Here is a 23012-nt window from a genome sequence, read left to right as displayed (position 1 = left end):
CAATTAAAAGTGGCTTACATTTTACTATTAAAGTCCTAAGCTATACGCTAATAATTAAAAGCGCTTCTATTCATTATTTAAACATAGTAAAATTTTCTTTAATTTATTAATGCTTATGAGCTTTTAGCCATGTCTATTTCGCACACTTTACTTAGTCAACTTGTTACCCTTGCGCTCGACGAAGACTTAAACTACCAAACCGCAGCCGATGGTGACATAACCGCTCAGCTTATCCCACAAAACGAGCAAGCTAGTGCAAAAGTTATAACTCGTGAAGATTGCATATTTTGTGGAAAAGACATCATAATTGAAGTATTTAAGCAAGTGGACCCAACAGTACAAGTATCAGTACTTGTTAGCGATGGCGACTTTGTAACGGCCAACAGCCCCCTGTTTACAGCAAAAGGTTCAGCCCGCGCAATTTTAACGGCAGAGCGAACCGCTCTTAACTTTGTACAAACTTTATCTGGCACAGCAACCACCACAGCGCATTATGTAAAAGAACTCAGCGGCACAACGACCCAGCTACTCGATACCCGCAAAACTATTCCGGGGCTCAGAGCCTTACAAAAATATGCAGTAAAATGCGGCGGTGGCGCAAACCACCGCATAGGATTATTTGATGCGTTTTTAATTAAAGAAAACCACATAGCAGCCTGCGGCGGTATAGATAAAGCCGTTACTCAGGCCAAACTAAACCACCCGAGTAAACCGGTTGAAGTTGAGGTTGAATCACTTCAAGAGCTAAAGCAAGCCATAGACGCAGGCGCCGATATTATCATGCTTGATAACTTTAGCGTTGAGCAAATTAAGCAAGCAGTTATTTTAACTGACAAACGCGCTAAATTAGAAGTATCTGGCAATATGACGTTAGCAACACTCAAAACCTATTCTCAAGCGGGAGTTGACTTTATATCCAGCGGCGCATTAACAAAAAACTTACAATCAATCGATTTATCGATGCGGTTTGAATAATATATAGCCAATATAATAATTTAGTTCTACATTTAATGAATGCTAAAGCGTTGACAAGTTAAAACAAAAGTAATTTAATAGTTAAAAATAACTAGTTGTAACAACTTGTTAAATTAATTAGCTGTTTTAGGAAAAGTAACGTGCTATTAACTAAAATAAAATGATACACTTGTATTGTTTTATTATAAAAGCTCGTCATAAATAATGAGTTATTAACGTTTAAATTAAAGTTAATAAGCAACTTATGTTATTTATTCCTACACTTTTATTGGCTGCTGGTAGACTTTATTTGCATCCAATTTATAAATAGCAAGTTACATATAAAATATAATGAATTCACACCTAGCTTTTGTATTTCATACCCTAAAGCTAAAGTGCAAATGTAGCGCGGATAATCTCATTCAAACCGAGAGATAGCGCAAAAAGTTTATTTTAAGCAAAACTGTAAAGTAAATCAGTTAAATTAAGCTCGGCATAATGCCAATTAAGTGATTTAACTTACACAATCTATCCTTTAGGAGAGGAAACATGAAAACAATGACTCAAAAACAACAGGGTTTCACCCTAATTGAATTAATGATTGTAGTAGCAATCATCGGTATTCTTGCTGCGGTAGCATTGCCAGCGTATTCTAATTATCAGGCAACATCCAAGTTGACTGCTGGTTTAGCTGAAATTTCAGCAGGAAAAACAGGTTATGAAATTGCGGTAAATAATGGTGAAACAGCGACTCTTGCAGCTGCTGGACTAATATCACAAACTCAAAATTGTGATATTGATGTAGACACAACCGTTACTGGGATTAGCTGCAAAGTAAGAAATGCTCCAACACAAGTTGACGGCGCGGTAATCTCTCTAACTAGATCTTCTGCAGGAGCTTGGACTTGCTCTATTTCAGACATAACAGGTGATGCAAGCTTAGCTCCGAAAAGCTGTCCTGCAGCAGCTAGTACTGGAACTGGAACTGGAACTGGTACTGGTACTGGTAGTTAAAAATACATAATCACTTATTAAAGACGCTCATTTGAGCGTCTTTTTTGCCAAAATAGTACAAATATGTAAAATTTAGTAGTCCAAATATCGAGTAGAGTGTTCTTTATGGCAAAAAAACAACAAGATAAAGGCCTCGATACATTTCAGTGGGTCGGTGTAAGTGCCCGAGGGAAGAAACTTGAAGGAGAACTCACAGGTAATAGCATTGCACTTGTAAAAGCACAATTACGTAAGCAGGGTATTACGCCATCAAAAGTAAAGCGTAAGCCAAAGCCTTTATTTGGCATTCAAAGTGTTCAAAAAATCACCCCTAAAGATATAGCGCTTGTTACCCGCCAAATTGCCACCATGCTAATGGCGGGTGTACCGCTTATACAAGCTATTGAAATGATTGGCTCTGGTTCAACCAATAAAAGTGTTGGTAAACTAATGGAAACCATAGGCGATGAAGTAAAAGCAGGTCAGCCTTTATCGCAAGCACTTAGAAAACACCCTCGTTATTTTGACGACTTATATTGTGATTTAGTGGCGTCGGGCGAGCAATCCGGTGCACTCGATAAAATATTTGACCGTGTTGCGTTATACAAAGAAAAATCGGAAGCGCTTAAATCAAAAATAAAAAAAGCAATGTTTTACCCAATATCTGTATTAGTAATAGCAGGTATTGTAACTTCTATTTTGCTAATATTTGTAGTGCCACAGTTTCAAGATATATTCTCAGGCTTTGGCGCTGAACTCCCAGCATTTACTTTATTTGTAATCAGTATATCTGAATTTATGCAAGAGTATTGGTGGATGATTTTAATTGCAATTGTTGGTTTTGGTTATGCATTTAAAGAAGCTAAGCTCAGAAGCTTAAAGCTCAGAGATGCAACCGATAGAGCCATATTAAAACTCCCTGTTATTGGCACGATTTTAAACAAAGCCGCTGTTGCCCGTTATGCGCGTACACTTTCAACCACTTTTGCGGCAGGTGTACCCCTTGTTGATGCGCTTGACTCTGCTGCAGGTGCCTCGGGTAACGCAGTGTACCGTTATGCTATTTTAGATATTAAAGCCGAGGTAAGCTCGGGTAACCAAATGAACTGGGCTATGCGTAACTCTAAAATATTCCCTGATATGGTGATTCAAATGGTGGCCATTGGTGAAGAATCTGGCTCACTCGATGGCATGTTGGCTAAAGTAGCGACTATTTACGAGCAAGAGGTTGACGATGCGGTTGATGGCCTTTCAAGCCTGTTAGAACCACTTATTATGGCGGTACTTGGTGTGCTTGTTGGTGGGTTAATTGTGGCTATGTACTTACCAATTTTCCAGTTAGGCTCTGTAATTTAATTAATAAAAATTTACAGGAATTAAAGAGAGCCTTGTTTTTATAAGGTTGGCGGCTAACGTCTTCTCATTGATTCTCTATCACTTTTTTTTAAAGCAGTTTTCAGGTTTATAATGCAAAGTATTATTGAAGTAATGCAAAGCCAACTCTGGTTTTATTTAACCACTGTTGGCTTAGTTAGTTTATGTGTAGGCAGTTTTTTAAACGTTGTTATTTACCGTTTGCCACTTATGATGCAACGTGAATGGCAAAGCGAGTGTAGGCTATTATTAGGTGACGAGCTAAATACCAATACACCTAAACCCAAAAATACCAGCGAGCCTTTAAATCTTGTAAAACCCAACTCTACCTGCCCTAAATGCAAAACGGCCATTAAGCCTTGGCAGAATATACCCGTTATTAGTTGGGTCTTACTAAAAGGTAAATGCGCAAGCTGTAGTCACCCTATCTCTATTCGTTACCCTGCGGTTGAGGCTATTACGGCTCTATTAAGCTTAGTGGTTGCTTATACCTTTGGCGCAACAGAACAAGCATTATTATACATAGTGATCACGTGGGCACTTGTGGCACTGACCTTTATTGATATAGATCACATGTTACTGCCCGATCAGCTAACTTTGCCGCTTGTTTGGCTGGCACTTATTGCCGCCGTTGCCGGAATTACAATTACGCCAACTAATGCCATTATGGGTGCCGCCTTTGGTTATTTAAGCTTGTGGAGTGTTTTTTGGTTATTTAAACTGTTAACAGGCAAGGAAGGCATGGGCTATGGCGACTTTAAACTTTTAGCTTTATTTGGTGCACTATTGGGCTGGCAATCGTTACTCACCATAATACTGCTTTCAAGTGTTGTTGGCGCCATTATTGGTATCGCTTTGTTAAGTATTCAGGGTAAAGACAAAGCAACCCCCATCCCATTTGGGCCCTACCTAGCAATTGCTGGTTGGATCACGTTACTGTGGGGTAACCAATTGCAAAACGCGTATTTTAACTTAATTGGTTACTAACTTGAGTGCGCACTAAAATGAGCAAATCTGATATTAAAACATCACCTTGGGTTCTTGGCTTAACAGGCGGTATAGGCTGTGGCAAAACAGCGGTAAGTAATATGTTTGAGCAACTGGGTATAACAATAGTTGATGCCGACATTATTGCGCGCCAAGTTGTGAAGCCTAAAAGCGATGGTTTAAATGCCATTGTGAGTAAATTTGGTCAAGGTATTTTATTGAGCGATGGCACACTCAACAGAAGCGCTCTGCGTGAACGTATTTTTACTAACAATGCAGACAAAGAATGGCTAAACACTCTATTACATCCACTTATTAGAAACAAAATACATAACGATATTACTACCGCTAAAAGTGCATACGTTGTTCTTGTAGCGCCACTTTTGTTTGAAAACGGCCTTGATAAACTGTGTAATCGAACGCTACTGATTGATATACCTCAAAGTGTGCAAATAGAGCGCACGGCTTCGCGTGATAATGTAAGTGTTGAGCAAGTAAAAGCGATTATTGCAGCGCAAATGTCACGCGAAGACAAACAAAAAAAAGCAGATGATATTTTAAATAACGACCGCGCACTTAACGACGTTAACCACGACTTATTAACGCTTCATAAAAGTTATCTACACATGGCACAAATGCCAGCAACTTAAATTGTAAAACCGAATCAAAACAAACTAATCTCCTATATTAATTAATAAATTTAGCCTAGATTGTGAAGAGTAATGTAATCCCCTTCTTTTTTCTGATAAATTACTCTCTCTGAAGGATTAAAAAGGTGCGCAATGAATATTAACTCACCGTTATTAAGAAAGTTTCTTACGCTTGGGCGTATTGATGCCGATACGGTAAAAGCAAAGCAGCAAGAGTTTGCCTCAACAGCTGAACTGATTTCTAAATGCGGAAAAATAGACAGTAAAGAGTTAGCAGAGCAATGTATTGATTTGTTCCGTGTTCCCTATTTTGATTTAAAAGACTTTGACCCTGCGTCTATTCCTGCCGACCTTGTAAAAGAAAAACTGATCCGCAAGCACCATATTTTACCGTTGGTCCAAAAAGGCCGAAAGGTTTATGTGGCAGCCTCTGATCCAACCGATTACGGCGCATTCGAAAACTTTGAATTTAGTACCGGCTTTTCATGCGAAATTGTCGTTGTTGATTATATTCAGCTCGATAATAAAATTGAGCAATTGCTAGACGCAACCGGCAGCTTAGATTTAAGCGATGATGAGTTTAAAGAATTTGCCGACCTTGACACAGAAAACCAAAAAGAATCTACACCACAAGATGATGATAAAGACGATGCGCCTATTATTGTTTACATTAACAAAATTTTAATGGACGCGATAAAAAAAGGTGCATCGGATCTACATTTTGAACCTTACGAGCACAAGTACCGCATTCGTTTTCGTATTGATGGCATTTTACACGAAGTAGCAAGCCCACCTAATACATTAGCAACTAAGCTTTCTGCTCGTATTAAAGTAATGTCGCGACTTGATATTGCCGAAAAGCGCAAACCACAAGATGGCCGAATCAAATTAAAAATTACTGAGCGAAAAAGTATCGATTTTCGTGTCAGTACGATGCCAACGCTGTGGGGCGAAAAAATAGTAATGCGTATTCTTGATTCATCAAGCGCTATGCTAGGCATTGATGTACTTGGTTACGAAGAAGAACAGAAAAAGCTATACATGGATGCACTTGGTCAACCACAAGGTATGATACTGGTTACAGGCCCAACCGGGTCAGGTAAAACGGTATCGCTTTATACGGGTTTAAACATACTAAACCAACCTGAGCGAAACATTAGTACCGCTGAGGATCCGGTTGAAATAAACCTGGAGGGAATAAACCAAGTACAAATTAACCCTAAAGCCGACATGACGTTTGCTAATGCGCTACGTGCGTTTTTACGTCAAGATCCCGACGTGGTAATGGTGGGTGAAATACGTGACCTTGAAACCGCAGAAATTTCAATAAAAGCAGCGCAAACGGGTCACTTGGTTTTATCTACGTTGCATACTAATTCAGCACCAGAAACCATTACCCGACTATTAAATATGGGCGTTCCCGCTTATAACGTAGCCAGCTCTATTAGTTTGATTATTGCACAGCGCTTAGCACGTCGTTTATGCCCAAAATGTAAAACGCCAGAGCAATTGCCAAGTGAAGAGCTATCTCGCCAAGGGTTTAGCACAGCGCAAATTGACGATATGACTCTATATGCACCTAAAGGCTGTGATAGCTGTACCGATGGTTACAAAGGCCGTGTCGGTATTTACGAAGTGATGCAAATTACACCAGAAATTGCACAAATAATTATGCGCGGCGGTAACTCATTAGAAATCGCTGAGGTATCATTAAAAGCCGGTTTTAATAATTTACGCCTATCGGGTTTACGTAAAGCCGCTGATGGTTTAACGTCACTTGCAGAAATAAACCGCGTAACCAATATGTAAAGCTATTTAGCGCTTTTTATTTTATAGCGAGCGCTAATGACTAACCTAAGCTCTGGAAATAAATAAGTTTAACCAGTCCTTAGGCTAAGAAAAATGTAGAGAGTAAAACATGCCTACTGTTGTAAACTGTCCAACCTGTAAAACAAATGTAGAGTGGTCTGAGCAAAACCCTCATCGCCCATTTTGTTCTAAGCGTTGCCAACTCATTGATCTAGGTGAATGGTCGTTTGAAAATAATAAAATTTCAGCGCCCATTACATCAGCAGATCAAATAAACCAAGACATGATTGAAGACATAGAAGCCATGATGGCCAAAAACGAAGATGACTTTTTTAAGTAATGTCATAAAGTATCTATAAAAACAAAAGCCAGCTAATTGCTGGCTTTTTAGTGCTTAAGCTAAAATATAAGGTTGTGACAACCTATATTTTGGCAAATTAACCTCTTTGCTTCCGGTGCTTTTTGCCCATACGCTTTTGCATTTTAGCAAACTTCTCTTGCTGCTCAGCGTTAAGTACCTGCATTACTTGGTGCTGCGTTTTTAGCTTAATTAAACCAAACTCTTCGCCTTTACTTTGGCTTGCATTCAATAGCTCTTTAGCTGCATTTTCATCAAATGTTGCAGCGCTAAGTAATGCATCCATTTTGGCTTTATGCGTTTCACGCATTTCTTTAAGTGCTTCTTTATCGCCGCCTCTTAAGGCTTTCATTTGCGTTTTTTGTGCTTCAAAAATAGCTTTAAGCTTAGTTTGCTGCTCGTCGGTTAAATCAAGCTTGTTGGCGCCGCGCTCAGAGAGTAAAAAACGCGCTTGAGAGTGGCCTTGCTTATCATGCATGCCGCCTTTAGCTAATACGCTGCCTGCGCCAAGAGTGGCTGTTGCTAGGCCACAAATAAGTACTAATTTTGAAAGTGTATTTACTTTAGTCATAATCATCACCTTAACTGTTGGGTTGGTTGTGGTTAGCTGTCGTTGTGACTGCTTAGCCTGTGAGTTAACTATAACTAACTCAACGCAAAGTAACGCAAAGCAGTGTAAAGGTTGTGTAAAGATTCACTTTTGACCAATTAAGGGCGTAAAATAAAGAAATGACATATTACCTAAGGGTTTGTAAATGAAACTATTAATGATTGACGATGATACGGGTCTTTGTGAATTACTAAGCGAATACCTTTCTACCCAAGGGTTTGAAGTACAGAGCGTACACGACGGCGCACAAGGCCTAAAGCTGGCACAAAACAACGAGTATGCATTAATATTGCTTGACGTAATGCTACCTACTTTAGATGGTTTTGAAGTACTAAAACAGCTTAGGCAAACAAAACTTACGCCCGTTATTATGCTTACTGCGAAAGGGGAAGACTTTGACCGTATTTTTGGATTAGAGCTTGGCGCTGACGACTATATACCAAAGCCGTTTAATCACAGAGAGTTACTAGCCCGCGTAAAAGCAATTACTCGCCGCATTGAACATATAAATAGTTTAGGTGTTACTAACACAAATAAGCTGCTTGTGAATGGGGTGACGATAAACCTTGGGGCAAGGGAAGCATTAATAAATGAGCACACGCTCACGCTTACTGGCACAGAGTACGAAATACTCGCGCTTTTATGTAAAAATGCTAGCGAAGTTGTTAGTAAAGAACAAATAAGTGAAGAGGTATTAGGCAGACGTTTAGCATCGTTCGACCGCTCTATTGATATGCATGTTAGTAATATCCGGAAAAAAATAGCAGAGCACATCAAAACCGAACGAATTAAAACAATGAGAGGCACGGGTTATGTTTTCATTCAAGGCGAATAAGCCCTGCGCTTTTTATTGGCTTAAGCACCCTCAGCATTACTTATTTTTTAAAATATTTACATGGTTTTGGGTGACTATAATCGGCACTGTTACCGCGCTTATTTTTTTTAGTAATATAGGCGCTCTTAACTTAGTGAGTAACGAGCCATTACAAGGGCCAATAGAAAAAAACTTAGCCTATACCGCTAAAAGCATAGAACGCTCTGCATTTAAGCATAAGCGTTCGCTTAATAGTATTCTTTCACATCCACGACTTTCTAAACGTAAGCTATTATATTTAAGCGCTGAGCAATCTGAAGACTCGCTAACTAATAAAACCGTTCCAGCAAATATAGATTTAAGCTTGCTTAATTTTACAAAAAACATGCCGCCACAAGTTGTGTTTACAGAGCAATACCAAGCATTTGGCCCTGTTCAATTAACACTACCCGAAGGCACTTTTTATTTATATGAAATAGACATAAACAATCAGCCTCCTTTATTTATACGCTTAAAGCTAATGCCTGGCTGGATAAAAATATCAATTGCTATTAGCGCGTCTTTAATTTTAAGCTTTTTGTTTAGCCGCAATTTAATAGCGCCTATAAATAGCTTAAAAAAAGCGGCTGTAAAACTATCTTCTGGTGACTTAAGCGCACGCGCTTCTATTTCAGCAAACCGAAAAGACGAATTGGGTGTTCTTGGCCGTGACTTTAACAGCATGGCAAACCAATTAGAGCTGCTAATAAGCTCACAAAAACGTTTGCTCGCCGATATATCTCATGAATTGCGATCCCCTCTTACTCGATTAAAAATGGCAACAGGGTTAGCACAAATGCAAGCAAACGAAGCAAGTCAGCCGTACTTAGTAAGAATAGAAAAAGAAGCGAACCAGCTCGACAAAATGATTGCTGACGTTTTGCAAGTCTCTCGTTTAGAGGCGAAAAGCCAAACTCTTTCGCTGCAAAAACAATCGCTACAAGTTATTGTTGAACACGTATTGAACGATGCACAGTTTGAAGCAAAGCAATGTAATAAACAGCTCACAATATCTGGCGATACAAAAGTAACCATTAACTGCGATGAGGCCCTGATTGCCAGCGCGCTTGAAAACCTACTGCGTAATGCCATTAAATATGCAAATAACACCATAAATGTAACGTTATCGCACGCAGATACCGTACATATTGAAATATGTGATGATGGCCCTGGTGTACCAAATAACCAGCTTGATAAGCTATGTGAGCCGTTTTTTAGGCAATCTGATGCAAGAGATAGAGTCAGTGGCGGAACCGGTTTAGGCTTAGCTATCGCAAAAAATGCAATTACAGCTCATAATGGCACCTTAGTTTTATCTAATAAAGATCAGGGCGGCTTGTGTGCTAATATCACACTGCCAATAATCAAAGAGTAAACCATGTTTTATAGTAGTGAGCGCGAGCTTAAAGGTAACCAATCAGCCATTAATGATTTTTATCAAAATACATTAGTTAAAGCGTATTTAAATACGCCTAATGGGCAGTTATTTTACGCGCATGCCCAGCCGGATAAAGCTCATGTTGCCATAGTTGTTAGCTCGGGCAGAATCGAAGGGCTCGATAAATACAAAGAGTTATTATGGGAGCTTTACACTAATAATTTTGCTGTATTCATTGTTGACCACCAAGGACAAGGTCGCTCTTACCGCTATTTAAAAAATAAACATAAAGGCTATGTAAATAATTTTGGTGACTACAGTGCCGATCTTAATTTATTTAACACTCAAATAGTCGACACCGTTTGGCAAGGTAAAAAGCTATTAGTGAGCCACTCGATGGGAGGTGCTATTGCATTTGATTATTTGGCAAACTATGAGCATAGTTTTAGCGGTGCGTTTTTATCAGCTCCCATGTTTGATATACACACCAAAGGGATCCCAAAGCCTTTAGCCCGAATAATTGCAAGTAATGCCGTACGCCTTGGTTTTCAGTTTAGCTATGCACTTGGGCAAACCGATTATATCCCTGAGGAATTTCCTTTAAACGTATTAACAAGCTGCGAATTACGCTATAGCTTATTTAGGCAAACTTATAACGAGGAGCCTTTATTGCAACTTGGCGGGGTTACCTATGGGTGGCTACACTCTACCTTTACTTTTTTAGCCTCAATAGATGAGCTCAATGTTGATATTCCAGTTTATATTGCCAGCGCTAAAAACGATGTGGTTGTCGATAATGAAGCGCACTATAGACTGGCCAATAAGCACGCAAATATTACCCTAGAAAGCTTTGCTGACGCTAAACATGAACTATTTTTTGAATGTGATGAAATACGCCAGCCAGTGCTTAACAGCTTGTATCAGTTTTGTGAGTCGGTGACGGCTTAGTCAGAACCGACAGCGGATCGAGGTGGATTAATATATCAACCTCTGATTCAAAACGAGCACCTATCATCGCTTCAACTTCATCGGCCACAGTATGAGCTCGGATCAGGCTTAAATGGTCATCAAGCTCTAAATGCATTTGAATAAACTTAATTTTACCACCTTGGCGAGTACGAATTCCGTGTACACCATGCACGTCGGTATGCTCTTTAGCAATATCAAAAATACTTTGCTTTTCATCGTCGGGGAGTTCTTTATCCATTAAATGATCGGCACTATCTCTGGCAATATCCCAACTGTTATACAGTAGGTAGCCTGCGACCCCTATTGCAAAAATAGGATCGGCATACATCATTCCGTAATAAGATAAAGCAATCGCAATTAAAACGGCGGCATTTAAAATCAAATCACCTTTGTAGTGCACCGAATCTGCTTTTATAGCAATAGACTCTGTATGTTTAATTACTTTGGTTTGCACAAAAACAATCACCAAAGTACAAGCAATAGCAAAAGCACTTACCCATACACCTAATAATGAATGTGTAAGCTCTATAGGATTAAATAAACGCTCTATACCATGGAATGCCAGTAAACAGCCCGAACCTGCTATAAACGCAGCTTGCCCAAGCCCTGCTAATGCCTCGGCTTTACCGTGACCAAACCGGTGATCATCGTCGGCAGGACGCAGTGCGTAACCCAAAACTAAGAAGCTCATGAATGTAGCGGTAATGTCCATTAATGAGTCTGTTAACGAGCCAAGCATTGAAGCTGAGCCTGAAGCAAGCCAAGCCCACGCTTTTGCTGCAATCATTAAACTCACCATTACAATAGTAATAATGCTAGAAGCTTTAACCCAAAATTCGTAACTGCGGTTATGCACGTTTTTATCCGCTAATAAGAGTATTCATGCTGTGAGTATATCATTTTTTTTAAGGGTTTCGTGTATACTGCTTCCGTCAAATACCGTTAATTAAAAAGGCTAATTATGCTGGATATTGTTTTATACCAACCTGAAATTCCACCTAACACGGGGAATATTATCCGCCTTTGTGCGAATACCGGTTTTTCGTTGCATTTAATTGAGCCTTTAGGGTTTGAGTGGGACGATAAACGTGTAAAGCGTGCAGGCCTTGATTACCATGAGTTCAGTCATGTTCAGCGCCATGCATCATTTGAAGCCTACCTTGAAAAATGTAAACCCAAAAAGGTATATGCGTGTACGACTAAAGGTAGCCAATTTCATCATGAAGCACGTTATGAAGCAGGCGACTGCCTAGTATTTGGACCTGAAACACGCGGCCTTCCCGATGAGATGATTCAAGCGCTACCAAACGATCAGCGCGTGCGTATTCCAATGCAACCCAATAGCCGAAGCATGAACCTATCAAACGCGGTAGCGGTATTTGTTTACGAATCATGGCGACAGCTGGGCTTTCCAAACGCGCAGTAATACCTGCTTTATTAAAGCAAACAAAAAACCGACATTACGTCGGTTTTTTAGTTTTACTCACAATGATGAAAGCTATTCTGAGCGTTGCTCTCTTCCTAGCAATGCCATAGCAGCGGCTTTCATGTCTTTATTTTCATAAAGTACTTTATAGATTTGTTCAGTGATAGGCATTTCAACGCCTGCACGCTGGGCAAGTAAATACACTTCTTTGGTGTTTCTAAAGCCTTCTACCACTTGGCCTATCGACTCAATAGCGGCTTCAACACTTTCACCTTTACCCAGTGCTAGACCAAAACGACGATTACGCGATTGGTTATCAGTACAGGTTAAAATTAAGTCACCCAAACCCGCCATCCCCATAAAGGTTTCTGGCTTAGCTCCAAGTGCACAACCTAACCGAGTCAGTTCAGCAAGGCCTCGAGTGATCAAGGCTGTGCGAGCATTCGCTCCAAAACCTACGCCATCAGAAATACCCGCGCCAATAGCAATTACATTTTTAACCGCACCGCCCAGTTGGATACCAATAAAGTCATCATTGTTGTACACACGAAACGAGCGACCACAATGCAGTAAATCGGCGAGCTGCTGTGCAAACTCAGGTGAAGTAGACGAAACAGAAATAGCTGTTGGTGAACCCATTGCCATTTCTTTAGCAAATGTAGGACCCGAAAGTACCGCAAGCGCCATTTCATCACCCAACTCTTGCTGTGCAACTTCTTGTAATAAGCGCCCCGTATTGGGCTCAAGGCCCTTAGTCGCCCATGCTACTTTTGCATCGGCTTGCAACGCAGGCTTTATCTGCGCAAGCGTGTCGCCAAATGCATGGCTAGGCACAACAACGAGCACAATAGCACTGCATGCAACTGCACGTTGTAAATCGGCTTCTAGTTTTAGCGTTTCTGGGAATGGTGCGTCAGGTAAGTAACGTTGATTTTTCCGCTCAGCTGCAAGCGTGGCAACGTCGTCGCTATTGCGTCCCCAAAGCGTCACATTATGACCATTTCGGGCTAAACAAATAGCAAGGGCGGTGCCATAAGACCCCGCCCCTAATACAGTAACAGCTGAAGTTGCTGTACTCATAAGTTATGCGTCTGCTGTAACCTGGTCAGCTTGCGTAGTACGTTGTTGCATGTACTGTGCAAATAACGCGTCAAAATTTACTGGCGCAAGGTTCAGCTGTGGGAAAGTGCCACGGTTAACTAGGTTAGATACTGCTTCACGTGCATATGGGAACAATACGTTAGGACAAAATGCACCTAGCATATGAGCAAGCTGTACTTCTTCAACCTCAGCAATAGTAAAAATACCCGCTTGTTGAATTTCACATAAAAACGCAGTTTCTTCGCCAATTGATGCTGTAACCGTTAATGCTAAAACAACTTCAAATACACCTTCGTCTAACTTGTTAGAGCGAGTATCTAGGTCTAGCTTAACTTCTGGCGTCCATTCTTTTTGAAAAATCGCCGGAGAGTTTGGCGTTTCAAACGACACGTCTTTAGTGTAAATACGTTGAATAGTAAATTGTGCGCCTGCGTCTTGTGCCGCTGCTGCGTTTTGAGTTTCTTCGTTCATTGTTATTCCTAACTTGTTCGTTATTATAATTAAATTAAGCGTGTAGCTTAGCGTCAAGTTTGCCTTGCGCTTCAATAGCCATCATGTCGTCACAGCCACCGATATGTTCATCATTAATAAAAATTTGCGGTACAGTGCTTGCGCCACCTGCTTTAGTGATCATTTCATCACGAAGCTCAGGTTGTACACCAATATCATAATTAGTGAACTCAACGCCTTTGCTTTTTAAAAGCGCCATAGCGCGCTGACAAAATGGACAATATGCCTTGGTGTATAAAACAACGTTACTCATAATAAATCCTCTATCGGTCTAGCTAAATGTGATTAGCGACCTGTTATCGTTGGTAAGCTAGCAGATTGCCATGCACCCATTCCGCCTGCTAATACATAAACCTGCTCAAAACCGGCTTTATGCATTGCTGTAGCAGTACCTTGGGCTGTCATACCTGTAGTACATACTAATATAATGGGTTTAGTCTTGTACTTTTCAAGGGCTGAAAAGTCAGATTTTTTTGCATTTTCAGGGCTTAAATGTTCAGCACCCGAAATACGACCAGACGTAAACTCTTTTTGTGCACGCATATCGACTACTTGACCGTCTTCACGATTAATAAGTAGCGTTAGCTGCTGAGGGTTTATTTGACGGATAGCTGAAAACTTACTTTTTATCCAACCACTGACAATAAGAAAAACAATACCAACCCAAGCTAGGCTTAAAATAGGGTGATTGCTTATAAATTCAATATATTGATCCATTCGACTTCCACTATAAATTACATCCCAAAACGCAATGTTTTAGACATTTTAGACTTTAGCCACGCAAGTATACCCAAACCAACTTAAAATGCGAGTTTACACAGAGTTTAAAAGTACTAAAAACACCCCATATAAAGGTTATTAACCGCACATCGTCATCAATACGATATTCAATTAAGTGAAAAAATTTAATATGCTGTTTTGTATGCTGATTCAAGTAACAAAACACGGTATGCTAAAGCTAAACAGGTGCTAACTTTTAGGAGTGACTATGACTGAACATAAAAAACCACTGGTATTAATGATTTTAGACGGTTGGGGATATCGTGAAGACGAGCAAAGCAACGCAATACTCGCTGCAAACACCCCAGTATTAGACGATTTATGGGCGACTCGCCCTCGCACGTTAATTTCAGCGTCTGGTTTTGATGTAGGTCTCCCTGATGGACAAATGGGTAACTCTGAGGTTGGGCACGTAAACTTAGGGGCTGGTCGTATCGTGTATCAAGACTTTACTCGGATCACCAAAGCGATAAATGACGGTGAATTTGACTCAACCCCTGCACTTGTTGAAAATATTGATAAAGCAGTAAACGCTGGTAAAGCTGTTCATGTTATGGGGCTATTGAGCCCGGGTGGCGTTCATAGCCATGAAGACCATATTGTTGCAACCATAGAGCTGGCTGCTAAACGCGGTGCTAAGGAACTCTATTTTCATGCATTTTTAGATGGTCGTGATACACCACCGCGCAGTGCCAAAGCATCTATTGAGCGTATAGAATCGTTATTCGCAAAACTTAATTGTGGACGATTAGCAACACTCGTTGGTCGTTATTATGCAATGGATAGAGATAACCGCTGGAATCGTGTAGAAAAAGCCTATGATGTAATGACCTCTGGCATTGGAGAATTTAACTACGCCAATGGCGTAAACGCATTAAATGCAGCGTATGAGCGCGATGAAAACGACGAGTTTGTTGCTCCTACAACTATTACACCAGAAGGTACCGAAGCGGCGCAGATTAATGATGGCGACACCGTTATTTTTGCAAACTTTAGGGCAGACCGAGCACGTGAAATTACACGCGCCTTTGTAGAGCCTGAGTTTGACGGCTTTACCAAGAAAAAATCTCCGGCTCTTAGCGCATTTGTCATGATGACAGAATATGCGGCCGATATAGACGCACCCGTTGCATTTGGCCCAACTCCTCTTACTAACGTATTAGGGGAATGGCTTGAAAAGCAAGGTAAAACGCAATTACGTATTTCTGAAACAGAAAAATACGCACACGTTACCTTCTTTTTTAGTGGCGGACGAGAAGACGAATTTGAAGGTGAAACGCGTGAATTAATCCCTTCACCACAAGTAGCAACCTACGATTTACAACCTGAAATGAACTCAGAAATGCTGACCGACAAACTCGTAGAAGCTATTAAAAGTGGGAAATACGACGCCATTATATGTAACTACCCTAATGGCGATATGGTTGGCCACTCAGGTGTATTTGATGCCGCCGTAAAAGCCTGTGAAGCCGTTGACGCATGTATTGGCCGTGTAGTTGATGCATTAAATGAATTTGGCGGTGAAGCGCTGATCACGGCCGATCATGGTAATGCAGAACAAATGGCTAACCTTAAAACGGGCCAAGCACATACCGCGCATACAAGTGAACCGGTGCCATTTATTTATGTTGGTCGCGATGCTACACCATCAGAGGGTAAAGCATTAAGTGATGTTGCCCCTACTATGCTGCACTTAATGGGCATGGAGCAGCCAAGTGAAATGACTGGCACGCCCATCATGACGTTGAAATAACCCATGATTAAACGTGTTAACCGATACTTTAAGTGCGGCTTAATACTCGCCTCATTGGTGACTGCATCAGCAGTTGCCAATGAAGATCGCACTAAAAAAGATCTCTCGCAGGTGAAACAAGCACTTGAACAAAGCCAATCTGAGTATAATCAACAACGAAAAAAAATATCTCAACTTCAAAAAAACCTTAAAAGCCATGAGCTTGAAATAGCTAAAAACGCTAAAGCACTCAACATGGCTGAGCAGTCTGTTAAAGAAACCCAGCAACAGCAAAATCAACAACAAAAAAAAGCTGATGAGCTAGATAAAAAACATATCGAATTTCAACGTATTTTAGGGGCGCAGTTAAAAAGTGCTTACATGGCAGGTGGTGATGACTACTCTAAAATGTTACTGAATCAAGAAAACACAGCGCAATTTGAGCGCACACTGAGCTATTATAATTACCTCAACAAAGCACGAATTGAACAGATAGAAGAATTAAAAGAACTTAAACAACAAATCACGTTAAACCAAATTGCCCTAAATAAAACAAAAGAAAAGCTATTCGCTTTGTACGATGAGCAAAAAAGACGTCAAACAGCCTTAGTAAATGCACAAAGTGAACGCCAGGCAAACCTCAGGAACCTCCAAGCTCAGCTTACAAGTACTAAAAGCTCAATCGATTATTTAAAAGAAAATCAGCAAATATTGGTTACCACTATTGAAGAACTTGAAAAAGAAAAAACAGAAAAAATAGAATTACTTGGTCTTAATAAAAATAAAGGGAAATTAAACTGGCCGAGTAAAGGGAAATTACAGCACACATTTGGCCAACGAAAGCATGGCGGCATTGACTGGAAAGGCGTGCTTATAGGTGCAAAAGAAGGTACCAATGTAAATAGTGTCCACAATGGGCAAGTTGTATTTGCAGATTGGTTAAAAGGTTATGGCTGGGTAATTGTAGTCGATCATGGTGAAGGCTTTATGAGCTTGTATGGCCATGCCCAAACGCTACTAAGAGACGTAGGTGACATGGTACGACAAGGTGAAACATTAGCGTTGGTTGGTCAAAGCGGCGGGCAGGCAAGTTCTGGTCTATACTTTGAAATACGACACAAAGGACGCGCAGTAAATCCCGTAAAATGGTGCAGACGAATTTAATTGACTAAACCGCTGCTCCGCTGAGGAGCAGCTGATGAAAAACAATAATGTAATACCCGCATTTAAAAAAGCAGGCTATGTTTCCAGCCTGCTTTTATTCACTTTTATTTTAGTATTTAACAGTGCACTCGCAAGCTCAGTAAAAAATCTAAAAAGCCAACAAATCGATGAAATTTTATTTAACATACACGCTTATTATGTTGACGATTTAGATCTACAAAACAGCCATTATGTACAATACAACAACAAACAATTTGAGCGCTTATACTCAAAGCTAGACCCCTACTCTAAATACTTAAATCAACACGAGTTAGACGCCTTATTTGACAATACCAATGGCCGCTACACAGGCATTGGTATTGAGGTTAAAAAAGTTAATAAAGATATAAAAATTGTCAATGTGGTGAGTAACTCTCCAGCCAAAAAAGCCGGAATATTAGCAAACGATATTATTGTAAGTGTTAATCAAGAGGCGGTAAGCACTCTTGGCGTTGAAGAGGTAGCCGCTTTAATAAAAAAAAATCAATTTACAACGATTAACCTCACTGTTAGGCGCAATGAAAGCCCAGACCTTGTGTCGTTTAACGTAGCTCGTACGCAAATACAACTAGAAAGTGTAACCAGTAAAATTTTAGAGTCAGGCATTGGCTACTTAGCTATCAATAGTTTTTCTAATCACACGCTACATGAAGTAGCACTGCAAATTGCAGCAATGCAAAATAATTACGATTCCCCATTATTAGGACTTGTTATTGATTTACGTGATAACCCCGGTGGCACGTTAAAAAGTGCGATTGCGGTCTCGGATCTTTTTTTACAAAGTGGAACAATAGTTACAACTAAGGGCCGATACTTTGACGCTAACCAAGCCTTTTATGCTAAACGGGGCGACATACTCAAAGGCGCCCCAATTGTTGTACTTATTAACGAAAACTCAGCTTCTGCGGCCGAAATTTTAGCCGGCGCCTTAAAAGACAACCACAGAGCAAAAGTGGTTGGAAGCCAATCGTTTGGGAAAGGGTCGGTGCAATCACTTATACCACTAGGGAATGGTAACACTGCATTAAAGCTCACCACCGCAAAGTATTTTACCCCTTCTGGTAAATCAATTGATGGCGTTGGAATAACACCCGATGTGACGATTAATCAAACAATACTTCCACAAAACAATAAAGCCGTTATAATAAAAAATGAGCAAGCAAAAAATAACCAAAACCAGCTTGTTAATACCTTAGCTGATTTACAATTAGTTAAAGCGAAACAATTACTCAGCATGCAGTAACAGTTAAATTCTGGCATTTACTGAGAAAAAGATAATAAAAATTATAAACGTGAATACTATTAACAAAAACATACGAATGTGGCTTTTTATCAGCATATGTATTGCTTGCTTTAGCGCTAACGCCAACGCTAAACAAATAGCGATAGTCATTGATGATATAGGCTACCACCAAAGAGACTTAGAGTTTTTAACCTTACCTGGGCAATTGACCTATTCAATTTTGCCCCACACACCCTATTCACAAATTTTTGCAACACGTGCTAGCAAAGCAAATAAAGAGTTACTTTTACATGTGCCTATGCAGGCGCTAAACGGCAAAGCGCTTGGGCCAGGTGCGCTAACCCTTGATATGGACAAAGCTCAACTACAACAAACCCTAGGAACAGCACTAGCAAGTTTGCCGCAGGTCAGAGGCGTGAATAATCACATGGGCTCGGCATTAACTCAGCAAAGCCAAGCCATGAAATGGACAATGGAAGTACTAAAAAAGCGTCAGTTATACTTTTTAGATAGCCGGACAACAGGCCAAAGCCAAGCACAAAATGCCGCCAATTTTTTTGGGGTCGAAAATGTTAGTCGTCATGTTTTTTTAGACAACATAACAACTACAGATCAGCTTCAGCTTAGGCTCGATGAACTAAAACAAAAAGCAACTAAACACAACTTTGCTATTGCCATTGCCCACCCCTACCCAGAGACGATAGATTTTTTGCGTAAAGCACTGCCAGAGCTGAGCCAACAAGGCTATGAATTAGTGCCAGTTTCTCAGTTAGTACAACGCAAATACATTCAGTTAGCGCAGGCTCAAGGAAAAACAATTAGCGCGCGATAATTAAATCAAATAAGGTATTTGTCTCTTATGCTTTATAATACCCATCCGCAATGATACTTAATCATTTTGCGGAACTAAATGTGTCGCTAACTGCGTGAAAAAATTCTCATTTAGAACAAATAAATAGCAATTTTTCTGCCTAGCTATCAACACGTTTTCCGGCCCCATAAGTGAATCGGCATGATATTTGTGTACATTATTAATTTTCAACAAAAAAGCCCTGCATTTTCATGCAGGGCTTTTAAAATGCTACGCTTTTAGAACGTATCAACTCATAGCGCTTTGAAGCTTTTTCATTGCTGTTTTTTCAAGCTGACGAACACGCTCAGCTGATACGCTGTATTTCTCAGCAAGCTCTTGCAGTGTTGCTTTATCGTCTGACAACCAACGAGCACTAACTATATCTTGTGAACGCTCATCAAGTGTTTTAAGTGCGCTGAACAAACGAGTATGTGATTGTTCTTGCCATTGCTGTTGTTCAATGTCATCTGCTAAATCAGCAGAACCATCTGTTAAATATTGTACCGGTGAATAAGTGCTTGTTGGGGCGTCATCGTTATCGTCACCCGTTAAATCAAACCCCATATCTTGACCGCTCATGCGAGATTCCATTTCACGCACTTCTTTTTCACTTACACCCAGCTCACTAGCAACCGTGCTAACCTCTGCTTGGTTAAACCAGCCTAGACGCTTTTTATTTTTACGAAGATTAAAAAATAATTTACGCTGTGCTTTAGTTGTAGCTACTTTAACAATACGCCAATTCTTCAGAACAAATTCGTGTATTTCAGCTTTAATCCAGTGCACTGCAAATGAGACTAAACGAACACCCACGCTTGGGTCGAAACGTTTAACCGCTTTCATCAGGCCTATATTACCTTCTTGAATAAGGTCAGCTTGTGGTAAACCGTATCCCGAGTAGCTTTTTGCTATATGCGCTACAAAACGTAAATGCGACATAATGAGTTGCTTTGCAGCACTAAGATCGCCTTCTTCCTGAAGCTTTTTAGCAAGTTCTTGCTCTTCTTCAACTTTAAGCATAGGTATAGTGCTCACCGCTTGAAGATAGCCATCCATGCTTGCGCTTTGTTGTCCAACTGTAAGTGCCATTGCGTATAAATCTTTACTCATTTTTCACCTCGGTGATAAATATTTGAAACCATCTTAGCACTCTTTCTCTAAGAGTGCTAACCCCAATTTAAAACTTTTTTAAAGCATAAATCAAGCGGTTTTTTAGCGTTATTAAAGTCTACTATAAGCGACTGAATAAGCGATGAATTAAGGGATTGCAGGTGGTTAACGTGAGTTTTTCACCTTATTTACAATTCATGCCAAATATGGAGGGTAGTAGATAAATGTGACAGTTTATATAGAGGCTGTACAACCCAACTAGTTAGCATACGCGCTAAGCACTGAGTTAGTTCACTTATATAAGTTTGTGTAGATGAGGAAGAGAGCAACACACTCATAAAGTTAAATGTCTATTCAAAAAAGTTTCACTTTAAAGTGAATAAAACATCAATAGCATAACCTATATAGCTCGCTTAATTAGCAACGAGCTATGCAGGTACCTATTACACTTTGTCTGGCTCTATTTCTTTAATGTATCTATTTACAGATAAGTAAGAGCCAACAAATCCCAAGCTTGTAGCAAGTAAAACCAAAAAGCCAAATTCGCTAAGCGTTAAACCAATGAGTAAAAAGTTAGTTTGATACACACCAGCCACGCTATTTACGGCTGAAGAAAGCCACCACATCATTAGCGCAACGGATATAAAAGCAAACAATCCACCAATAACGCCATACCAAATACCGGTCCATAAAAATGGCGCGTGTATAAATGTATTTGTAGCACCTACAAGCTTCATTACTTGTATTTCTTCTTTTTTGTCCATGATAGATAAGCGAATAGTGTTACCTATTATGAGCGTTACAGACGTTAATAATAACAAGGTAATGGTTATTACACTTTCTTTTAGCAAGCCAAGTAGTGCATTTAAGCGCTCTAACCAGGCTATATCAAGCTTGCCAAAATCAACCTCACGCTCCGCTTCTAACTTAGTTAAAAGCACTTTTGCAGCATTAGGCTGGCTGTGCCGCTTGGTGGGTGTGACTAGCACAACATCGGGTAATGGATTGCTATCTAGATATTCTAGCGCTTGCCCAAAACCTGACACTTCCTGAAACTCTTTTAATGCTTGCTGCTTAGAAATGAACGTTACGCTCTCTACTTCAGGGTATAAGGCTAAGCGCTTAACTAACGTTGCTGTTTCTTGTTCCGTCATTGTTTGTTTTACAAATAACGATATTTCACTGGCCTCTTCAAAGCCACTGCTTACTTGCTGCACGTTTTTAACCACTAAGTAAAGTGTGGCAGGAAGCGTTAAGCTTAATCCAAGTACCGCAATTGTCATCATAGATGCCAGTGGTGTTCGCCACATTTCACCCAGACTATGAATCCCTTGACGGAAAATATTAACGATAAAAAAATAGCCATTTGAAATAAATGATTTTTTTTGTTTTTCGTTTTTGTTTTGGCGGCTTTTAAACAATAAACTCATAATGCCCCCTGCGCTAATGGATCTTCAAGCATTCTGCCATCCTTTAACGTTAAGCTCCTATACTTCATGCGCGCAACAAGCCCTAAGTCATGGGTAGCAATAAGTACGGTTGTGCCGTGTTTATTAAAGTCTTCAAATAATTTAAGTATTTCCATAGACAGTTCAGGATCTAGGTTACCCGTTGGCTCATCAGCAAGTAAAATTGGCGGAGAATTAACAATAGCACGTGCAATACCAACTCGCTGTTGCTCACCACCTGACAACATAGATGGGTGACATTTAACCTTATCGATTAAACCCACTTTATCGAGCGCACCATGAACACGCTTTGCAATTTGATTACGGTGAGTACCTTCAATGATCAACGGTAGCGCAACATTATCAAATACAGTGTATCGCTCTAGTAATCGATGATTTTGAAAAATAATACCAATATCTCGTCGTGCATAAGGAATTTGACGCGAATTAACTTTATTCAAATCAATACCATTAATAAACACATTACCGGCAGAAGGGCGTTCCATTAAACTAATTAATTTTAAAAGCGTACTTTTACCTGCGCCACTGTGACCTGTTAAAAAGGCAAGTTCGCCGGGCTTGATATGAAAATTAACTTTTTCGAGGGCTCGATGCCCACCTGGATAGGTTTTACTTACTTGCTGAAAGTTTATCATTTTTTATTATGCCAA

At 40.1% G+C, this 23012-nt stretch carries 24 protein-coding genes; 15 read left to right on the top strand and 9 right to left on the bottom strand.

Annotated elements, in window-relative coordinates; translation table 11 throughout:
* Window positions 1-129: 129 nt before the first annotated feature.
* The 7 genes from nadC (at window position 130) to yacG (ending at window position 7107) form a co-directional block, all read left to right on the top strand.
* Window positions 130-975 carry a carboxylating nicotinate-nucleotide diphosphorylase gene (nadC, locus tag CWB62_RS04615; RefSeq protein WP_138530568.1) on the top strand — a complete coding sequence of 282 codons (846 nt, stop codon included), beginning with the start codon at window positions 130-132 and terminating at the stop codon, window positions 973-975.
* Window positions 976-1503: 528 nt separating this feature from the next.
* Window positions 1504-1968: a pilin gene (locus tag CWB62_RS04610; RefSeq protein ID WP_138530570.1), complete on the top strand. Its 465-nt coding sequence runs from the start codon at window positions 1504-1506 to the stop codon at window positions 1966-1968.
* A gap of 105 nt (window positions 1969-2073) precedes the next feature.
* Entirely contained in the window at window positions 2074-3303 is a 1230-nt protein-coding gene (locus CWB62_RS04605; RefSeq protein ID WP_138530572.1) for a type II secretion system F family protein, read from the top strand.
* Window positions 3304-3414: 111 nt separating this feature from the next.
* Window positions 3415-4308 (top strand): prepilin peptidase, encoded by an 894-nt coding sequence (locus tag CWB62_RS04600; RefSeq protein ID WP_138530574.1) that lies wholly within the window; start codon window positions 3415-3417, stop codon window positions 4306-4308.
* A 17-nt stretch (window positions 4309-4325) separates the two neighbouring features.
* Window positions 4326-4958: a dephospho-CoA kinase gene (coaE, locus tag CWB62_RS04595; RefSeq protein ID WP_138530576.1), complete on the top strand. Its 633-nt coding sequence runs from the start codon at window positions 4326-4328 to the stop codon at window positions 4956-4958.
* 132 nt (window positions 4959-5090) lie between these two features.
* Complete coding sequence (pilB, locus tag CWB62_RS04590; RefSeq protein WP_138530578.1) at window positions 5091-6767, top strand: type IV-A pilus assembly ATPase PilB; 1677 nt, start codon at window positions 5091-5093, stop codon at window positions 6765-6767.
* A gap of 109 nt (window positions 6768-6876) precedes the next feature.
* Complete coding sequence (yacG, locus tag CWB62_RS04585) at window positions 6877-7107, top strand: DNA gyrase inhibitor YacG (RefSeq protein WP_138530580.1); 231 nt, start codon at window positions 6877-6879, stop codon at window positions 7105-7107.
* Window positions 7108-7204: 97 nt separating this feature from the next.
* Here yacG and CWB62_RS04580 read toward each other — a convergent pair whose 3' ends face one another.
* Window positions 7205-7696 (bottom strand): Spy/CpxP family protein refolding chaperone, encoded by a 492-nt coding sequence (locus CWB62_RS04580; protein ID WP_138530582.1) that lies wholly within the window; start codon window positions 7694-7696, stop codon window positions 7205-7207.
* A 184-nt stretch (window positions 7697-7880) separates the two neighbouring features.
* Between CWB62_RS04580 and CWB62_RS04575 the strand changes: the two genes are divergently transcribed.
* Genes CWB62_RS04575 through CWB62_RS04565 form a run of 3 tightly spaced genes read left to right on the top strand, consistent with a single transcriptional unit; the run spans window position 7881 to window position 10914 of the window.
* Complete coding sequence (locus CWB62_RS04575; protein WP_138530584.1) at window positions 7881-8570, top strand: response regulator transcription factor; 690 nt, start codon at window positions 7881-7883, stop codon at window positions 8568-8570.
* A complete protein-coding gene (locus CWB62_RS04570; RefSeq protein WP_138530586.1) occupies window positions 8548-9963 on the top strand; it encodes an ATP-binding protein in 1416 nt (471 codons plus the stop codon). Before CWB62_RS04575 ends, CWB62_RS04570 begins: the two co-directional genes overlap by 23 nt.
* 3 nt (window positions 9964-9966) lie before the next feature.
* Window positions 9967-10914 (top strand): alpha/beta fold hydrolase, encoded by a 948-nt coding sequence (locus CWB62_RS04565; RefSeq protein ID WP_138530588.1) that lies wholly within the window; start codon window positions 9967-9969, stop codon window positions 10912-10914.
* On the opposite strand, the gene CWB62_RS04560 is transcribed toward CWB62_RS04565, so the two are convergent.
* Window positions 10874-11791, bottom strand: a complete 918-nt coding sequence (locus CWB62_RS04560) for a cation diffusion facilitator family transporter (protein ID WP_138530590.1) — start codon at window positions 11789-11791, stop codon at window positions 10874-10876. The two genes, CWB62_RS04565 and CWB62_RS04560, sit on opposite strands and share 41 nt — an antisense overlap.
* Window positions 11792-11896: 105 nt before the next feature.
* On the opposite strand from CWB62_RS04560, the gene trmL reads away from it, so the two are divergent.
* The gene (gene trmL / locus CWB62_RS04555; RefSeq protein ID WP_058404519.1) at window positions 11897-12361 is read left to right on the top strand and encodes a tRNA (uridine(34)/cytosine(34)/5-carboxymethylaminomethyluridine(34)-2'-O)-methyltransferase TrmL; all 465 of its coding nucleotides are present in this window, start codon (window positions 11897-11899) and stop codon (window positions 12359-12361) included.
* 72 nt (window positions 12362-12433) lie between these two features.
* Here trmL and gpsA read toward each other — a convergent pair whose 3' ends face one another.
* The 4 genes from gpsA to CWB62_RS04535 are packed head-to-tail and all read right to left on the bottom strand — an operon-like array spanning window position 12434 to window position 14689.
* Window positions 12434-13441: an NAD(P)H-dependent glycerol-3-phosphate dehydrogenase gene (gpsA, locus tag CWB62_RS04550; protein ID WP_058404520.1), complete on the bottom strand. Its 1008-nt coding sequence runs from the start codon at window positions 13439-13441 to the stop codon at window positions 12434-12436.
* Between the two features lie 3 nt (window positions 13442-13444).
* Entirely contained in the window at window positions 13445-13933 is a 489-nt protein-coding gene (gene secB, locus CWB62_RS04545; protein WP_058404521.1) for a protein-export chaperone SecB, read from the bottom strand.
* Window positions 13934-13967: 34 nt separating this feature from the next.
* On the bottom strand, window positions 13968-14225 hold the full coding sequence (gene grxC / locus CWB62_RS04540; protein ID WP_058404522.1) for a glutaredoxin 3: 258 nt from the start codon (window positions 14223-14225) through the stop codon (window positions 13968-13970).
* Window positions 14226-14257: 32 nt separating this feature from the next.
* Complete coding sequence (locus CWB62_RS04535) at window positions 14258-14689, bottom strand: rhodanese-like domain-containing protein (RefSeq protein WP_058404523.1); 432 nt, start codon at window positions 14687-14689, stop codon at window positions 14258-14260.
* A 271-nt stretch (window positions 14690-14960) separates the two neighbouring features.
* Here CWB62_RS04535 and gpmM point away from each other — a divergent pair, with 271 nt between their 5' ends.
* The 4 genes from gpmM (at window position 14961) to CWB62_RS04515 (ending at window position 19762) form a co-directional block, all read left to right on the top strand.
* Complete coding sequence (gene gpmM / locus CWB62_RS04530) at window positions 14961-16505, top strand: 2,3-bisphosphoglycerate-independent phosphoglycerate mutase (RefSeq protein WP_138530592.1); 1545 nt, start codon at window positions 14961-14963, stop codon at window positions 16503-16505.
* Window positions 16506-16508: 3 nt separating this feature from the next.
* Window positions 16509-17648, top strand: coding sequence for a murein hydrolase activator EnvC family protein (locus tag CWB62_RS04525; RefSeq protein WP_058404525.1), 1140 nt, complete (start codon window positions 16509-16511; stop codon window positions 17646-17648).
* A gap of 34 nt (window positions 17649-17682) precedes the next feature.
* Window positions 17683-18930: a S41 family peptidase gene (locus CWB62_RS04520; RefSeq protein ID WP_138530594.1), complete on the top strand. Its 1248-nt coding sequence runs from the start codon at window positions 17683-17685 to the stop codon at window positions 18928-18930.
* Window positions 18931-19006: 76 nt separating this feature from the next.
* Entirely contained in the window at window positions 19007-19762 is a 756-nt protein-coding gene (locus CWB62_RS04515) for a divergent polysaccharide deacetylase family protein (RefSeq protein ID WP_058404532.1), read from the top strand.
* 267 nt (window positions 19763-20029) lie between these two features.
* Here CWB62_RS04515 and rpoH read toward each other — a convergent pair whose 3' ends face one another.
* The 3 genes from rpoH to ftsE all read right to left on the bottom strand — a co-directional run bounded on the left by rpoH (window position 20030) and on the right by ftsE (window position 22997).
* Window positions 20030-20893: an RNA polymerase sigma factor RpoH gene (gene rpoH, locus CWB62_RS04510; RefSeq protein ID WP_008128777.1), complete on the bottom strand. Its 864-nt coding sequence runs from the start codon at window positions 20891-20893 to the stop codon at window positions 20030-20032.
* A 443-nt stretch (window positions 20894-21336) separates the two neighbouring features.
* The gene (gene ftsX / locus CWB62_RS04505; protein WP_138530596.1) at window positions 21337-22323 is read right to left on the bottom strand and encodes a permease-like cell division protein FtsX; all 987 of its coding nucleotides are present in this window, start codon (window positions 22321-22323) and stop codon (window positions 21337-21339) included.
* Window positions 22320-22997 (bottom strand): cell division ATP-binding protein FtsE, encoded by a 678-nt coding sequence (ftsE, locus tag CWB62_RS04500; RefSeq protein WP_058404528.1) that lies wholly within the window; start codon window positions 22995-22997, stop codon window positions 22320-22322. Before ftsE ends, ftsX begins: the two co-directional genes overlap by 4 nt.
* Window positions 22998-23012: the final 15 nt, after the last annotated feature.

Source organism: Pseudoalteromonas sp. S408, assembly GCF_005886645.1.
GTDB lineage: Bacteria > Pseudomonadota > Gammaproteobacteria > Enterobacterales > Alteromonadaceae > Pseudoalteromonas.
This window is presented reverse-complemented; position numbering and strand designations above follow the sequence as displayed.

What these genes read in the sequence shown, in the direction of transcription:
- nadC (WP_138530568.1), top strand. Translation starts at nt 130, where the DNA reads ATGTCTATTTCGCACACTTTACTTAGTCAACTTGTTACCCTTGCGCTC.
- CWB62_RS04610 (WP_138530570.1), top strand. Translation starts at nt 1,504, where the DNA reads ATGAAAACAATGACTCAAAAACAACAGGGTTTCACCCTAATTGAATTA.
- CWB62_RS04605 (WP_138530572.1), top strand. Translation starts at nt 2,074, where the DNA reads ATGGCAAAAAAACAACAAGATAAAGGCCTCGATACATTTCAGTGGGTC.
- CWB62_RS04600 (WP_138530574.1), top strand. Translation starts at nt 3,415, where the DNA reads ATGCAAAGTATTATTGAAGTAATGCAAAGCCAACTCTGGTTTTATTTA.
- coaE (WP_138530576.1), top strand. Translation starts at nt 4,326, where the DNA reads ATGAGCAAATCTGATATTAAAACATCACCTTGGGTTCTTGGCTTAACA.
- pilB (WP_138530578.1), top strand. Translation starts at nt 5,091, where the DNA reads ATGAATATTAACTCACCGTTATTAAGAAAGTTTCTTACGCTTGGGCGT.
- yacG (WP_138530580.1), top strand. Translation starts at nt 6,877, where the DNA reads ATGCCTACTGTTGTAAACTGTCCAACCTGTAAAACAAATGTAGAGTGG.
- CWB62_RS04580 (WP_138530582.1), bottom strand. Translation starts at nt 7,696, where the DNA reads ATGACTAAAGTAAATACACTTTCAAAATTAGTACTTATTTGTGGCCTA.
- CWB62_RS04575 (WP_138530584.1), top strand. Translation starts at nt 7,881, where the DNA reads ATGAAACTATTAATGATTGACGATGATACGGGTCTTTGTGAATTACTA.
- CWB62_RS04570 (WP_138530586.1), top strand. Translation starts at nt 8,548, where the DNA reads ATGTTTTCATTCAAGGCGAATAAGCCCTGCGCTTTTTATTGGCTTAAG.
- CWB62_RS04565 (WP_138530588.1), top strand. Translation starts at nt 9,967, where the DNA reads ATGTTTTATAGTAGTGAGCGCGAGCTTAAAGGTAACCAATCAGCCATT.
- trmL (WP_058404519.1), top strand. Translation starts at nt 11,897, where the DNA reads ATGCTGGATATTGTTTTATACCAACCTGAAATTCCACCTAACACGGGG.
- gpsA (WP_058404520.1), bottom strand. Translation starts at nt 13,441, where the DNA reads ATGAGTACAGCAACTTCAGCTGTTACTGTATTAGGGGCGGGGTCTTAT.
- secB (WP_058404521.1), bottom strand. Translation starts at nt 13,933, where the DNA reads ATGAACGAAGAAACTCAAAACGCAGCAGCGGCACAAGACGCAGGCGCA.
- grxC (WP_058404522.1), bottom strand. Translation starts at nt 14,225, where the DNA reads ATGAGTAACGTTGTTTTATACACCAAGGCATATTGTCCATTTTGTCAG.
- CWB62_RS04535 (WP_058404523.1), bottom strand. Translation starts at nt 14,689, where the DNA reads ATGGATCAATATATTGAATTTATAAGCAATCACCCTATTTTAAGCCTA.
- gpmM (WP_138530592.1), top strand. Translation starts at nt 14,961, where the DNA reads ATGACTGAACATAAAAAACCACTGGTATTAATGATTTTAGACGGTTGG.
- CWB62_RS04525 (WP_058404525.1), top strand. Translation starts at nt 16,509, where the DNA reads ATGATTAAACGTGTTAACCGATACTTTAAGTGCGGCTTAATACTCGCC.
- CWB62_RS04520 (WP_138530594.1), top strand. Translation starts at nt 17,683, where the DNA reads ATGAAAAACAATAATGTAATACCCGCATTTAAAAAAGCAGGCTATGTT.
- CWB62_RS04515 (WP_058404532.1), top strand. Translation starts at nt 19,007, where the DNA reads ATGTGGCTTTTTATCAGCATATGTATTGCTTGCTTTAGCGCTAACGCC.
- rpoH (WP_008128777.1), bottom strand. Translation starts at nt 20,893, where the DNA reads ATGAGTAAAGATTTATACGCAATGGCACTTACAGTTGGACAACAAAGC.
- ftsX (WP_138530596.1), bottom strand. Translation starts at nt 22,323, where the DNA reads ATGAGTTTATTGTTTAAAAGCCGCCAAAACAAAAACGAAAAACAAAAA.
- ftsE (WP_058404528.1), bottom strand. Translation starts at nt 22,997, where the DNA reads ATGATAAACTTTCAGCAAGTAAGTAAAACCTATCCAGGTGGGCATCGA.